This window comes from Anaerocolumna sp. AGMB13020 (assembly GCF_033100115.1).
Classification (GTDB): domain Bacteria; phylum Bacillota; class Clostridia; order Lachnospirales; family Lachnospiraceae; genus Anaerocolumna.
The window spans coordinates 4,146,637-4,160,470 of the sequence record NZ_CP136910.1 but is presented as its reverse complement, the minus strand read 5'-3'; the positions used below and the strand labels follow the sequence as shown (position 1 = coordinate 4,160,470).

The window sequence follows — 13,834 nt, the reverse complement described above, 5'->3', positions numbered from 1 at the left end:
ACACTGCATTTACGGGAGAGTCTTTCTCTTACCCACCTGGGCATTCTTTCTGTATTCGGATGGGGATACTCCCGTTACTGCCTTAAATAGTTTCGTAAAATGCTTTTCATTTTCGTAACCGATCCGGCTGCTGATATCCAGTATCTTCTCATCTGTTTCTTCCAATAGCCTTTTGGCTTCACTAAGCCTGATGTTCTTAATATAGTTAATGAAATTCATGCCTGTATATTCCTTAAAGCAATAGGAAAAAAGAGAATAGTTCATGGATATATAGTTTGATACTACCGCCATGTTAAGATCTTTGCTGTAATTCTCCTGGATAAATACCAGCGCCTTTTGTATCTTCTGCTTATTTTTATAATTATCGAATTCTGTTAATATTTTTTCATTGATTTTTTCAACCCATGCGGTTAAAGCCTCGTAATAAACGCAGGCATTATCATAATCATAGACATTTCTGAGCAAAACGATTTCTTCTGCCATATCGCCTACAAGATTCTTATAGGTATCGCAAATACCCTCTACAATACGGTTCATGATATGCTTAAAGCTGTCAGGATCGATACCTCCCTGTTTCGTTTTATAGAGTATCTTTGAGAGAAATTTATTGGCCTCTTCCAGCTTCTCCGTACCGGCAAGCTGTACAAACTGTGCAATCATCTCCTCAGAAACAATATCTTTACCTTCTTCATTCTTTTCATATTCTGCTATAAAGTTACCTGTTGCAAAAGCATTCTTTCTTGCCTTTAATGCCTCCAGATAAGCCACTCTTAATTCTGAAAGACTTGCATGGATCTTGCTGATACCAACATAATAATCCTTCAGCACCTGGGTAAGGAGCTGTTCCTTTTCTGATTTCTGCACAATAAAAATACTCTGCCCGGACATATCATTCAAAAGGAGTACCCCCTCCTTTTGGATATTGTCTGCAGATTTATAGTTGGTACAGATAACCACATAATCTTCCTTTAAGAAATATTCAGCGTATTCCTTTACAATAGTATCAATCTCACTTTGACTGATATTTTCATTTAAGATCATGTATTTCAGCTGCGACAGGCTGATTTTCTCCACTTCTTTTTTCTTATGGCATTCACTTTGGAGCTCCTCCTCCAATTTTTCCAGTACAGAGGTAATCTTCTCACGCTCGATTGGTTTTAACAGGTATTCCCTTGCACCGTAACGCAGCAGCTCCACTGCATAAGAAAAATCATCATAACCGCTTATTACCACAACCTTTGGTACGTGGGGCAGATCCTTGATTTCCTTCACCAACGTGATACCATCTTTTTTTGGCATACGGATATCCGTAATCATTACATCTATCTTTGTATTTTTAATAATTTCTAATGCTTCTTCCCCATTTTTGCATTGTATGATCTCATCGATTGGTACCGGTGAACGTTCTGCTATGGCAGCTATTCCCTGCCGTATCATTTTCTCATCTTCTACAATTAACAGTTTTTGCATGACAACTCCCATCTGTGTGTCTTGGCACACATACAAATCAGGACACAGATATTGTTTCTCTTCGTCCTGTGTGATCTCCCTCAAAGCTCACCTCTTTCTAAACGAGTCAGTGAGCACCTGCGTGCGCAAATCACACCAGAGGAATCTTCACACATACCTTGGTATAACAATCCTTCATGGAAGCAATGCTGATACCATACTCATCTCCAAAACTGATTTTTATACGATCCTGTACATTCTTAAGTCCAATACCATTACCGGAGCTGCCGGCAGCTTCAATTTCACCTTCAATTTTCTTTTGAAGTCTTATGGTCTCTTCCTCCGTCATACCTTTTCCGGAATCAGTTATTTCAATCACGCAATAATTATCATAGATTATTCCCTTTACATATATGCTGGTGTCCTCTGCCATTTCCTCAATTCCGTGATAGATCGCATTCTCTATGATAGGCTGAAGAGACATCTTAGGAATCTCCTGGTCGTAAATAGATTCCGGTATATTAAGGCTCAGATAGATTTCATAATCGAATCTCAGATTGATAAGTGCCAGATAGTTTTTAATATAATCTATTTCCTCTCTTACTGTAACATTCTTTGAAACCCACTTCATACTGTAGCGTAGCAGTTTACCAAGCGCTGTAACCGCATCTGCTATGGGATATTTCTCCTCCACTTCAGCCATCATCTTTATAGACTCCAGTACATTATAGATAAAATGGGCATTAATCTGATTCTGGAGAGCCCGGATTTCTGAATCTTTCACCAGCAGCTCTCTTTTGATATTATCTCCCATAAGCTGATTTATCCGGTCAAGCATCTTATTAATCTGTAGTCCCAATTCTCCAAATTCGTCAGTGCCGGACTCCTGAATTCTTATATCAAGGTCACCTTTTTGAACACTGTGAACAGCATCCATAATCTCATAGAAGCGCTTTAAAATCAATCTGACCATATGGTTACAAAGTACCTGTAAAAGTACTGAAAGCACAAGGAAGCTGCTCCAGAAAATATTTCGAAATACGATAACAGAAGCGTATTCTTCTCTTAAGCTTACAATACGAAAGATCATTCCAGATAACTCTTTCACTGGTTTGTAACACACCAATACCGGTTCGCCGTTTAAGGTCATTTCTTTATAATAGGTGGCATCATACTCTTTGGGTCTGCTTAACATTACCTCTTCCTTGTAATTCAACCACCTGCTGTAATAATCATTGTCGTAGAAGTAATTTCCGGTTTTGTCTACAAAGCAGGTCCATTCGGTGTCCGTAGGAGAATACATCTGGGGGAACAGCAGCTCCATCTTCGTAGATACTTCGATAATAGCTTTTTTGTCGCCGCTAAGATTCTTTTCTGTAACCAGAGCTACCAGATGAAGTTTACCAGAGGAGGAATAGGAGGGAAACAGATCATCCTCATAATCGAACTGCCAGGTTCCGGATTCCTGCAGCTCCTTTCCCCATTTCAGCCTCTTAAGCCGCTCCGTCTGATACAGTACCGGCATCATCTCAGGCATATTGCTAAAAGGTGCATATACCCGCACCTGGTAAAGGTAGGGGTTCGAATTCACTATCTTCTCCAGGGATTTAATCTCTGTGTGATAGAAGTTAAGCAGCTCCTGGGTCTTGAATTTTTCACCGGCAGAGAATCTCTCCACATATGCCCAGAAATTCTGACTGTTAAGCATTACCTGTGTGGACATCTGGCACATCTCCACATTTTTTTGAATCTGCTCATAATTCTGGGTGAAATTAATCTCTGCATTCTTTATCTTTTCCTTGATCCTGGATTCTTTGTAGTTGTCAAAAAAAAGTGAGGACAGAATGGCAAGAGGCAGAATAATAATTGCCGTAGTCAGTAAACCAATTTTGTAGTTAAGTTTTAAGGATGAGAAATAACGTTTAAGTGCTTTCAACTGCTTCTACCTGACCTTTGTCTTTTATTCATTCTGCCGCTTTAATTGTATATATTTTCTGTAATTTCGAGATATATTATTATTTGTTATGGTAATTATAGATAATACTACGGGAAAAAACAACCTGATTTTTCATCAGGCTGTTTTTTCAATCTTTATTATTTTAAACCTAATTTAGCTTTGGCTTTATTCATTAATTCTGTTTTGGTATCCAGTACTTTACTGATACCAAAATCATCTCTCTTCTTGATAAAGTCACTCCAGATAGAGTCAAATTCCTGTTCAGAGCTTGCTAATAATAATTTCGGAAGAACAATACCCCACTCATTGTCAACCTTGGACTGGATATCTGCTTCATCAGAACCGGTAGCTAAGGTTACATCATACTGAGAAGTGGTCATAACATAAGGATATGTCCAACGCTCCATCTGTCCCAGCGGTTCAGGTGTCTCAACTGCCCATTTTAATGCCATAGCATTATCCTGGAACATCCAGTATGCGGAATCTGCACCATATTGCTTGTCATAAGCTGCTCTGTCTTTTGTCAGAAGTTCTCTAACTTCAGGTTTCATGGTTGCAACATCATTTACATAATCCCAGGTTACTCCTTCAACACCTAACCAGGTCATCAGCTGTCCGTGCTCACTCATTAAATAAGAGCATAACTGAATCGCGCGATCAGGGTTCTCACAATTCTTGGAGATCATAGTTACAGTCCAGCCGTTGATACCTGTTCCGGGAAGAGTATAAGCATCTCCTTTGCTGTTCTTAGGGCCATCCACTGCAATATAAATGCTGTTAGGATCGTTTGCATAAAGAATCTTCTCCTGCTCTGCAAGGTCTGTTCTCTGGTAAAGCATACAGAAATAACGTCCCTGAGCAATCTTTTCTTCCATCTGCGCTCTCTTGTCAATAAATATATCATCTGCAAGATAACCTTCTGCACCTAACTCTCTGAAAGCTTTTAACCATCTTACAAGTTCAGGATCGGTGTATCTGTCATAGAACTTACCGTCTTTTTCATAAGGTATTGCTAAGAAGTTGCTTAAATACTGGTCAAAGGATGTATTACCGGTTGCTCCGAATTCATGAGCACCTACAGGAATCAATGTCTGTCCGTTAACTTCAGGATATTTCTCTTTTGCTGCTTTAACAGCAGCTTTGAAACCTTCCGGTGTAGTCATGTCAGGACTTCCGATTGCTTCATAGATATCTTTTCTTACTAAGAAAGTCTGGTTGGAGGAAATATTGTCATATTTCTCATAGTCAGCAGGGGAGAAGGAGGAGTTAGGATATCCGTAGATATGTCCGTCTTCCTGTGTAAACCAGCCTACACGACCGGAATCTGCTACATCAAACCAGTAAGGATCATATTCTTTTGCCAGTTCGTCAAGAGCATATACCATGCCATCTTCGATCATATCGCCTACCTGAGGCTCCCACCAGCCAAGTGTTACAAGGTCAGGAAGGGAATCGGATGCGATAAGGGAATTGAGTTTCTCTGCTTCATTACCGGCAGGTACTACGAATTCAATGTTAACACCGGTTTCTTCTGTGATTGTTTTGGATATCAGGTTCTCGCCCCAGGGAGTTGTGAACCAGGAAAAGTTAATATACCAGGTTAAATCTACTTTTTCTGATGCATGCTGCTGCCAGCCGGGTACAACCTCAGCTGTATTATCTGTACCTGTCTCTGCAGGTGCTTCTGTTGCTGTGGCTTCCGGAGTAGTTGTTTCACCGGTCGCATCATTCCCCTTCGTTGTTTTTGAATTGTTTTTGCCACACGCTGCAAGACCGAGCACCAATACAAATACCAGTGCAAGAGAAAGCAGTTTTCTGTAACTTTTTTTCATCTTACATCCTCCATTTTTATTTACTTTATTCCTTAACTGCGCCTACCATCATTCCTTTTACGAAATACTTTTGAAGGAAGGGGTATACACAGCATATAGGCAGGGTTGTAATTACCATGGCCGCCAGCTTGATTGAGGTAGAGGTGGTATCAGACGCTGTAATATTGGAAGCAGAAATGGAACCTGCTACCTGGCTGGACTGTACCTGGGCAACCATTCGGTAAAGATAGGTCTGGATAGGCTCTAGGTCTACCCTGTTTGTCATATACATTAATCCGCCCCAGTAGTCATTCCACTGGCCTACACCTGCAAAAAGTGCGATAGTTGCCAGAACCGGTTTGGACAGAGGAAGTATAATCCTCATAAAAATCTTCCAGTCCCCCGCTCCGTCAATTTTAGCGGACTCCTCTAATGAAGCAGGTATTTCACGGAAGAAGTTAATAAATATCAGCAGATTAAAAAAGTTAAAGGCTGCAGGAATTATATATACCAGAAAGTTGTTTAGCAGATTCAACTGCTTAAACAGGATAAAGGTAGGAATCATACCGCCTGCAAAGAACATGGTTATGGTACCCATGGCCATATAATACTTTCTGCCTATCAGATTGCTCTTGGACAAAGGATAAGCTACCATCGCTGTAAAGAATACATTTATGGCGGTACCCAATAAGGTCTTTCCGACTGTTATCTTAAAGGCCTGTAATACGCTGCTGTCTGCAAATACGGTAAGGTAATTCTCCAGAGAAAATTTTCTGGGCCACCAGTAGATTCCTCCCATCATAGCATCCTTTGCGTCGTTAAAGGAGTTTACCACTACATACCAGATTGGGTAGATACATAGGAAACATAATATAATCATAAAGATGGTATTTAAGGTATCGAAGATAAAAGTTCCTCTGGAACGTTTTATATGTGTGCTTTTTACAGTTTTCATATCAGTTATGGCATCCTTTCTTTCTATAAGGTTTCTTGTCGGATAGTTGTGTCAATGTTAAAAATCTCATTAATACAGCGACCTTCCAAGAAGTTTCTTGCATGTCTTGTTCGCAAAGAGCAGCAGGAACAATGCAATTACTGACTTGAACAATCCTACGGCAGTTGCATAGGAATACTTTCCAAGTGACATACCTACCTGATACACATAGGTATCAATAACCTGGCTTCTTGATATATTCACCTGGTTCTTTAAAATTAATATCTGATCAAAATTAGAATTTAGAAGTCCAGATATCTGTAAAATAAGCATAATTGCTATGGTTCCGGTTATAGAAGGCAAGGTAACATAAAAGATCTTCTGCAGTTTTCCCGCACCATCTACCGTAGCTGCTTCATAAATCTGCTGATCTACACTGGTAATGGCTGCAAGGTACAAAATAGCCGACCAGCCAAGTTCCTTCCATATGTCAGAGATCAATGCCACACCCCAGAAATATTTGGGATTTCCTAAAAAGGATACCGGTTCTTTTAATAAATGAAAGGTTACTAAAAAGTCATTGATAACGCCTTCTTTTGAAAGCCAGGTAGTCAATATACCGCCCAGTACGACCCAGGAAAGGAAGTGAGGCAGATAAGATATGGTCTGTGTAACTTTCTTAAATTTAATACCCCTGATTTCATTAATTAATAATGCAAATATAATAGGCAGCGGAAATCCGATAAAGAGCTTTAGCAAGCTTATGCCCATGGTATTGATCATTACATCTGAGAAATTGGAATCCTGAAAGAACTCTTTAAAATACTGGAGTCCTACCCAAGGCGCTTCCGCAATAGATTTTGTAATCTTGAATTTCTTAAAAGCTATGATGATGCCGCCCATTGGTATATAGTTAAATACCAGCATCCAGATAAGCCCCGGAAGTACCATGAACTGCAAATACCTCTGGTTCCACCATCTCCCCAAGTTTCCTTTTTGTTTTACTCCTGCTCCTCTTTTTACAGACATTTCTTAGCCCTCCGCATACCGCTTAAAATCCAGCAGTGCTGCCACAGTAGAAAGAGTGAAAGATATTCCATGTGGCATCCTTTCTGACTTGTATTTTCTTTCACTCAGTTAATTTATCAATCTATCCCAAACAGTGATATGGCTTTTCAGTCATTCCCTAGGGGTTTATAAACTTTCTCAGGTCCTTGTTCAATTCTATGGAATGCTCTGCCTTTAGGGATTGATATCCTGTTTCTGTTGCTTCCTCTCTTGCCTTGTTATATTCTTCCTCTACTGCCTCATGAAAAGCCTCCTCGGAGGTATCTGAATCGAGCTTTAGAAGATAGTATCCGTTTACGGTTTCAATTACTTCGCTTACTTCTCCTTCTTTCATGGAGATAACGGTATCTTCCAGTATCTTCTCTTCCCCGAAGGTATCTTTCCCAGCTGTAAAGGTAAGTTCTCCGGACCTTATTCCGGCTTCCTCACCCAGTTCTTTAAAGTTCTCCGTCAAAGCTTTCGACTTCAATGTTAAAAGAAGATCCTTCTCCTCTTTCTGTCCGAAGAGATAGGTGATTTTATATTGTCTGTAATCCTTCCGGTCCAGTTTGTTTTGTATAGCTTCTTTATCAATTTCCAGTTTGTCTATGTAGTTACTGTAGTATTTAGCGGTTAATGCAAGCTTTACCTGTATGGCTGTAACGCTCTCAATTGAAAGTCCATAGGAACTTAAGGTTTCCTCACCGAAATTTTTCTGAATGCTTTCTGCTCTTCTTCGGCACTCAGACTTTTCCTCTTCTGTCAGGGTATACCCTTCTTCTATAGCCATTTCATAGAACAGCTGGTATTTTATTGCATTGTCAACAGCTGCATCTGTAAGTTCCCTTGCCAGTTCCTTTGCCTTTTTGTCACCGGAATCCTTCCCGTCTTCCTTCATGTAAGAAGTATAAAGTTCCTCCTGCATATTGGCTAACAAAACGTGATACATCATTTCATTGAGATAAATCGTTGATTTATCAAAAGTAAAAGCAACTGTAGCTTTGTAATTCAGATCCTTCTGACAGCCGCTTAGTAATACTGTCATTATGATAAACAGGAACAGGACCGAAATTCTATGCCTCAAATAAGATTTCCTGCCATCCGATTTCCTCTCGATTGCCCGGAGCTCATCTTTTATTTTTATTCCGTTACGGTTCATTTGTCCTCCTTCTGTCTGAAACGGCTGTTCTTTGATTCTAGTATAGCAGACATTATAAAATGAAAAAGATACAAGATTTTCAAAAAGGTGTTATTTTTTTAGATAGCAGGTGATACCTGATAAATTTCTGACACCTTTTCAAAATATACCTTTTATGGGGTTTGCCTCAAAAATTAGTACGTAGGCTTTCAGATGGAATAGAACAGCTGGAAAAAAAGCAAAAGAAAAAAACAATTAATGTATTTACAAATATTAACATGTTTGATATAATGAAGTCCTCAGTATTAGTTTTTTGACTAAACTATATCTCACAGATACTATGCTCCCTATCTAATCAAATGATTTTTCTAGTTTCTTTAGGGCTTCATCATCGACTCCCATTTGAACATAATTTATTACATTTCCACAAATTAAGTACAGGCAGGCACACTTATAAACGTTTCTGCAAGGCTTCCAGACCGTAAGCAAAACCAATGGTTCTGATTACCGGACCCGGCAAGGTACCGGCAGAGAGCTCAGATTAAAAGTGAAAGGAGGAAGGTATTGATATTCAGACAGTATGTAGGTAAGTGTAAATAAAACTATATAATTGGAGGGGTTTTTATGAGTAAATCATTTAAAAAAGTTCTATCATTCTTCTTTGCATTTATGCTGGGTTTTACAGGTTTATTTACCATGAATGCCAGTGCTGCTACAGATTACTGGCAGAATTGGACAGACGGCGGTGGTACTGTCAACGCGGTCAATGGTTCAGGCGGCAATTTCAGCGTAAGCTGGACAAACTGTGGTAATTTCGTTGTTGGAAAGGGTTGGAACAGCGGTAATGCTTCAAGGGTTGTAAATTACAATGCCGGTGCCTTTTCTCCTTCCGGTAACGGTTATCTGACCTTCTATGGCTGGACACGGAATTCCCTTATTGAGTATTATGTTGTGGATAGCTGGGGAACCTACAGACCAACGGGAACTTATAAGGGAACTGTTTACAGTGACGGCGCAACCTATGATATCTATACAAGCATGCGCTACAATGCACCCTCTATTGACGGTACCCAGACTTTTCAGCAATTCTGGAGCGTACGGCAGTCTAAAAGAGCGACTGGCAGCAATGTTCAGATAAACTTTGCTAATCATGCAAATGCCTGGTCCAGTAAAGGGATGTATCTGGGCAGCAGCTGGTCTTATCAGTCATTATGTGTAGAAGGTTACCAGAGCAGCGGTTATGCCAATGTAACTGTCTGGTAATGAAAGAAGATCGTTCCTTAGCGTTATTCTGCTTTCCTTCAGCAAAAGCATGTCCTATGGATACGGTCCGGTAACATAACGAAGAACTATCAAAAACTTACCTACATACTATTTGGATATTACTTCCGCCCCTGTTGATATCCTCAAATGATTAAAGTAACTCATTATGCTTATAGGAGAATAAAATGAAAAAAAGTGTTTTAATATTATTTTTCCTTGTTGTTCTCATACAGAACAGCGGCTGCTCCAGCAAAGCTTCCGATGAACTGGTATTTATAGAAGGCGGCAATTTTGTTAATACGCACTCCTCTTTTTATGGAGAGACAACAGAAATAGCCGATTTTTATATTGGAAAACAGGAAGTTACCCAGAGGGAATGGTCTGCGGTAATGGGACAAAATCCCTCCGAATTCAAGGGTGATACCAGGCCGGTTGAATCAGTCAGTTGGTATGAAGCAATTGAATACTGCAATAAAAGAAGTGAGAAGGAAGGTAAAGAGTTATATTACAATATAAACAAAGAACAGGTCGATTCAGACAATACCAATGAATTCGATGATGTGAAATGGCTTGTTACAATCAATCAGGATGCCGATGGTTACCGTCTTCCTACTGAAGCCGAATGGGAATATGCTGCCGGCGGCGGTCAGAAGAGCAAAAGCTATCTTTATAGCGGCAGCGGCATAGCAGAAGAAGTTGGCTGGTACTGGAGAAATTCAGGAAAAGACCTTTTATCTGGAGACTGGAGCTGGCCAGCCATATCAGCCAACAATAGCAGCACGAAAGCAGTAGGCAGCTGTAAGCCAAATGAATTAGGGCTTTATGATATGTCAGGAAATGTGCGGGAATGGTGTTTTGACTGGTATGGTGAAGGCGATGCTAACAGCAGCTCTTCCAGGGTTACAAAGGGAGGCGGATGGATTGGCGATGTAAGCTGCCTGGAGCCCTCCTTCCGAGGTAAATTCGAAGCCAACGGTAAAGGTTCCGACCAGGGACTGCGTATTTGCCGCAATGCAGATTAAAACCTGCCTGTGCCGGGCCCAGTTTCCGCTTTCCAGGAGACAAAACACGATTTTGGGAACGTAGCTGGTTTACGTTCCCAAAATTGTAACACTGAAAACCACAAAGCGGTCATTCAAAACGGTGCAATGAGTTTTCAGGCACATCCTGAGATTCTGGTATTGTTGGTTTCGTGAAGTTTTTATTTTGAGAATCTTCTTATTTTACGAAAAAATTTAAGGATATATTCTTTGGAGGCTGCAGTCTTACTGTCCTCCCGCATGGCTTCTTCGATAAATAGCTGCTGCGAATCTATGGGCTCCGCATCACGATCAATTTTTTCGTAAGTGCCATCCTTTCCTAGTATTCTTGCTTTTACGGAATCGCTGAACATAACCTCAAGAATATGCTGAATCCTTTCCTTTATATCCTCATCCAGGATAGGGCAGGCAACTTCAACTCTTCTCTGGGTGTTTCTGGTCATCATATCAGCAGATGAGATATACAATCTGGCATCTTTACCCAGACCAAAACAGTAGATTCTGCAATGCTCCAGGAATCGTCCTACTATACTGTACACTGTAATATTATCTGTTCTTCCTTTAATTCCGGGAAGAAGGCAGCAAATTCCTCTGATTATAAGCTTGATCTTAACCCCTGCCTGAGATGCTTCTGATAACTTATTAATAATTATTTTATCTGTCAGGGAATTGGATTTCATTACAATACTGGCAGCTTCCCCTCTTCTTGCCTTCTCTATTTCATCATCAATGAGAGCAATCAGATTATTTTTAAAAGAATAAGGGGCCACAAAGAGGTTGTTGTAATTTCCCTTTAAATTGCTGATGGACATATTCTTAAAGAATTCATTTGCTTCCTGACCAATTACCTGATTAGCTGTCATAAGGGAAAGATCCGTATACAGTTTAGCGGTTTTCTCGTTATAATTTCCCGTTCCTATCTGTGTGATGTAAAAGATACGGTTTCTGTCTCTCCTTGTAATGAGACAGATCTTACTGTGTACTTTAAAACCCTCAAATCCATATATAACATTACAGCCGGCCTCTTCAAGACGTTCTGCCCACTCTATGTTATTCTTCTCATCAAACCTTGCCTTTAACTCCATAAGAACCGTTACCTCTTTGTTATTCTCAGCAGCGTTGCAAAGGTAATCAATGATTCTTGAATTTCTGGATAAACGATAAATGGTAATTTTAATGGAAATCACAGATGTATCCTGGGCGCTTTCTCTCAGCAGCTGAAGAAAGGGCTCCATCTGGTCATAGGGATAGAACAACAGGATATCCTTACGTTTTACCTGCACCGAGATATTCTCATGGCTGTTTAAAAAGGACGGATATTGTGGTTTAAACACCGGATAGCTTAACTGCTTCACCAGCGCAGAGGGTAAATGCCCCTGCAGATCGAATACATATCCAAGCACTAAGGGGGCTATACTTGTGAATACCTGTTCTTTTGTCAGATTCAGCTTTGAAAGCAGAAAGCTACTCAGGCTCTTGCTCAAGTGTCCCTGAACCTCCAGCCTTACCGGTGAAAGTCTGGCTCTTTTCTTAATGACCTTTTTCATTCTCTCCCTGAAATCGTCATCTACCTCAAAGACTTCATCCTCAGGGCTGATATCTGCATTTCTTGTAACAGATATGACTGCCGCACAATCTACCTTGTACATGCCGAACACTTCTGCTATGTGCTCTGATACAATCTTCTCCGTCAGTATGTAGCTGCTGTCTGTACCAGGAAGCATAAAATAAGCAGGCAGGGACTGAGATATGGGAATAAGACCAAACTTCGTGGATTCCCCTGTAAACTCGCATATGATATAGATTCCTTTATTTACAAGATGAGGAAATGGATGTCTGGAATCTATCACCTGAGGGGACAGTATGGGTTTGATATCCTCCTCAAAGATTTTATCCAGTTGTTTTTTCTCACTTTTTTTCAGCTCACTGCTCTCCAGATTACGTATTCCAAATTCACGGAGCTGCTCTTCCACCGTCTGAAATACCCGATCCCGCTCTTTATACAAAGGTATCGCTGCCTGGAATATAAGCTCCAGCTGCTGTTTTGCCGTAAGTCCGGTCTTATCGTCCACATTATTATCTATATACATAAGGTCAGTAAGACTGCCTACCCTTATCATAAAGAATTCATCCAGATTGCTGGTAAAGATGGATACGAATTTCAACCGCTCATAAAGAGGCACAGTCTCCTCCTCTGCTTCTTCCAGCACACGTCTGTTAAAGCGAAGCCACGACAGTTCCCTATTCTGCATAAAGGGTTTCAGGAAATTATTTTCCAGATGGGGCATACACACTCTCCTTTATTATTCTTTCGTATAGATATCCTTCTCTGACACCATAACGACTGACAAATATTTCTTTTGCATTGTAGAAATCTGCTATGGTATCCACAGCAATCAGCCCCGGGATTATGGTATGGATTCTATCCGGGATTACCTGCAATACCGGTGATATGGTCTGCTTTCTGCTATTTTTTATGGTATCAAGGATTTCTTTTATGTCAGAAGTTTTTATTATGATATTTTCTTTTCCATAACCATAAATCTGGTTGCTAAGCTTGGCGGCTGCACGCATGGTACCGCCAACACCGCAGATAAAAGGTGCCGTTTCTTCTTTTAACTCCAGAGATTTTAAAGTTTCTTTTATATGTTCTCTGATTGATTCTCTTTCTTCTTCTTTGGGTATAATCTTTTTTACATAATTTACGTAAAGATTCAGGGAACCAACAGGCATACTGGTTGCATATTGAATCTGTCTGTCCTGAAAGGACACAAGCTCAGTACTTCCGCCGCCGATATCTACCAGCACACCGGAGCTTTCCGGAAATGCCTTTATGGCTCCCTTAAAGTCAAGGGTAGCTTCTTCCTCCCCGGATATCAATTCGACATCCAGACCAGTTATATCTTTGATCGTCTGGATTACTTCTTTGGTATTTACTATATTTCGAAGGGAAGCTGTCGCAAATATATTTAACTCTTCCTTTTTGATTCCAAAATTACTGATATAATGCTTGTACTCATTTAATATATCACAGGCACGCTTGATTCCTGCTGTGCTAAGCCTCTCTTTTTTGATGTAGTTAACAAGGCCTGCCATGGTTTTCTTTTCAAAGATTGACTTTAACCCCGTTTCACTTGTTTCATAAATACAAAGTCTCATCGTGTTGGAACCTAAATCCACAATTGCATACAGCAT

At 40.2% G+C, this 13,834-nt stretch carries 10 protein-coding genes; 2 read left to right on the top strand and 8 right to left on the bottom strand.

From position 1 onward, the window contains the following. Nucleotides 1-9: 9 nt before the first annotated feature. The 6 genes from R2R35_RS17240 to R2R35_RS17215 all read right to left on the bottom strand — a co-directional run bounded on the left by R2R35_RS17240 (nucleotide 10) and on the right by R2R35_RS17215 (nucleotide 8,357). Nucleotides 10-1,554 (bottom strand): response regulator transcription factor, encoded by a 1,545-nt coding sequence (locus R2R35_RS17240; RefSeq protein WP_317731073.1) that lies wholly within the window; start codon nucleotides 1,552-1,554, stop codon nucleotides 10-12. Nucleotides 1,555-1,600: 46 nt separating this feature from the next. Next, nucleotides 1,601-3,385, bottom strand: coding sequence for a sensor histidine kinase (locus R2R35_RS17235; protein WP_317731072.1), 1,785 nt, complete (start codon nucleotides 3,383-3,385; stop codon nucleotides 1,601-1,603). Between the two features lie 158 nt (nucleotides 3,386-3,543). Next, nucleotides 3,544-5,238 (bottom strand): extracellular solute-binding protein, encoded by a 1,695-nt coding sequence (locus tag R2R35_RS17230; protein WP_317731071.1) that lies wholly within the window; start codon nucleotides 5,236-5,238, stop codon nucleotides 3,544-3,546. Between the two features lie 25 nt (nucleotides 5,239-5,263). Further along, nucleotides 5,264-6,172 (bottom strand): carbohydrate ABC transporter permease, encoded by a 909-nt coding sequence (locus tag R2R35_RS17225; protein WP_317731070.1) that lies wholly within the window; start codon nucleotides 6,170-6,172, stop codon nucleotides 5,264-5,266. Between the two features lie 69 nt (nucleotides 6,173-6,241). Beyond that, nucleotides 6,242-7,180 carry an ABC transporter permease gene (locus tag R2R35_RS17220; protein WP_317731069.1) on the bottom strand — a complete coding sequence of 313 codons (939 nt, stop codon included), beginning with the start codon at nucleotides 7,178-7,180 and terminating at the stop codon, nucleotides 6,242-6,244. A 157-nt stretch (nucleotides 7,181-7,337) separates the two neighbouring features. After that, nucleotides 7,338-8,357: a peptidylprolyl isomerase gene (locus tag R2R35_RS17215; protein ID WP_317731068.1), complete on the bottom strand. Its 1,020-nt coding sequence runs from the start codon at nucleotides 8,355-8,357 to the stop codon at nucleotides 7,338-7,340. Between the two features lie 603 nt (nucleotides 8,358-8,960). On the opposite strand from R2R35_RS17215, the gene R2R35_RS17210 reads away from it, so the two are divergent. Then, nucleotides 8,961-9,599: a glycoside hydrolase family 11 protein gene (locus R2R35_RS17210; RefSeq protein ID WP_317731067.1), complete on the top strand. Its 639-nt coding sequence runs from the start codon at nucleotides 8,961-8,963 to the stop codon at nucleotides 9,597-9,599. Nucleotides 9,600-9,784: 185 nt separating this feature from the next. Beyond that, nucleotides 9,785-10,621, top strand: a complete 837-nt coding sequence (locus R2R35_RS17205; RefSeq protein WP_317731066.1) for a formylglycine-generating enzyme family protein — start codon at nucleotides 9,785-9,787, stop codon at nucleotides 10,619-10,621. A 179-nt stretch (nucleotides 10,622-10,800) separates the two neighbouring features. Here the strand turns inward: R2R35_RS17205 and ppk1 are convergent, their stop codons facing one another. Then, nucleotides 10,801-12,927: a polyphosphate kinase 1 gene (gene ppk1 / locus R2R35_RS17200; protein WP_317731065.1), complete on the bottom strand. Its 2,127-nt coding sequence runs from the start codon at nucleotides 12,925-12,927 to the stop codon at nucleotides 10,801-10,803. Beyond that, nucleotides 12,908-13,834 (bottom strand): Ppx/GppA phosphatase family protein, encoded by a 927-nt coding sequence (locus tag R2R35_RS17195; protein ID WP_317731064.1) that lies wholly within the window; start codon nucleotides 13,832-13,834, stop codon nucleotides 12,908-12,910. The genes ppk1 and R2R35_RS17195 overlap by 20 nt, the downstream gene beginning before the upstream one ends.

Coding starts and splice junctions, on each gene's coding strand:
- R2R35_RS17230 (WP_317731071.1), bottom strand. CDS start 5,238: ATGAAAAAAAGTTACAGAAAACTGCTTTCTCTTGCACTGGTATTTGTA.
- R2R35_RS17225 (WP_317731070.1), bottom strand. CDS start 6,172: ATGAAAACTGTAAAAAGCACACATATAAAACGTTCCAGAGGAACTTTT.
- R2R35_RS17220 (WP_317731069.1), bottom strand. CDS start 7,180: ATGTCTGTAAAAAGAGGAGCAGGAGTAAAACAAAAAGGAAACTTGGGG.
- R2R35_RS17215 (WP_317731068.1), bottom strand. CDS start 8,357: ATGAACCGTAACGGAATAAAAATAAAAGATGAGCTCCGGGCAATCGAG.
- R2R35_RS17210 (WP_317731067.1), top strand. CDS start 8,961: ATGAGTAAATCATTTAAAAAAGTTCTATCATTCTTCTTTGCATTTATG.
- R2R35_RS17205 (WP_317731066.1), top strand. CDS start 9,785: ATGAAAAAAAGTGTTTTAATATTATTTTTCCTTGTTGTTCTCATACAG.
- ppk1 (WP_317731065.1), bottom strand. CDS start 12,927: ATGCCCCATCTGGAAAATAATTTCCTGAAACCCTTTATGCAGAATAGG.
- R2R35_RS17195 (WP_317731064.1), bottom strand. CDS start 13,834: ATGCTGTATGCAATTGTGGATTTAGGTTCCAACACGATGAGACTTTGT.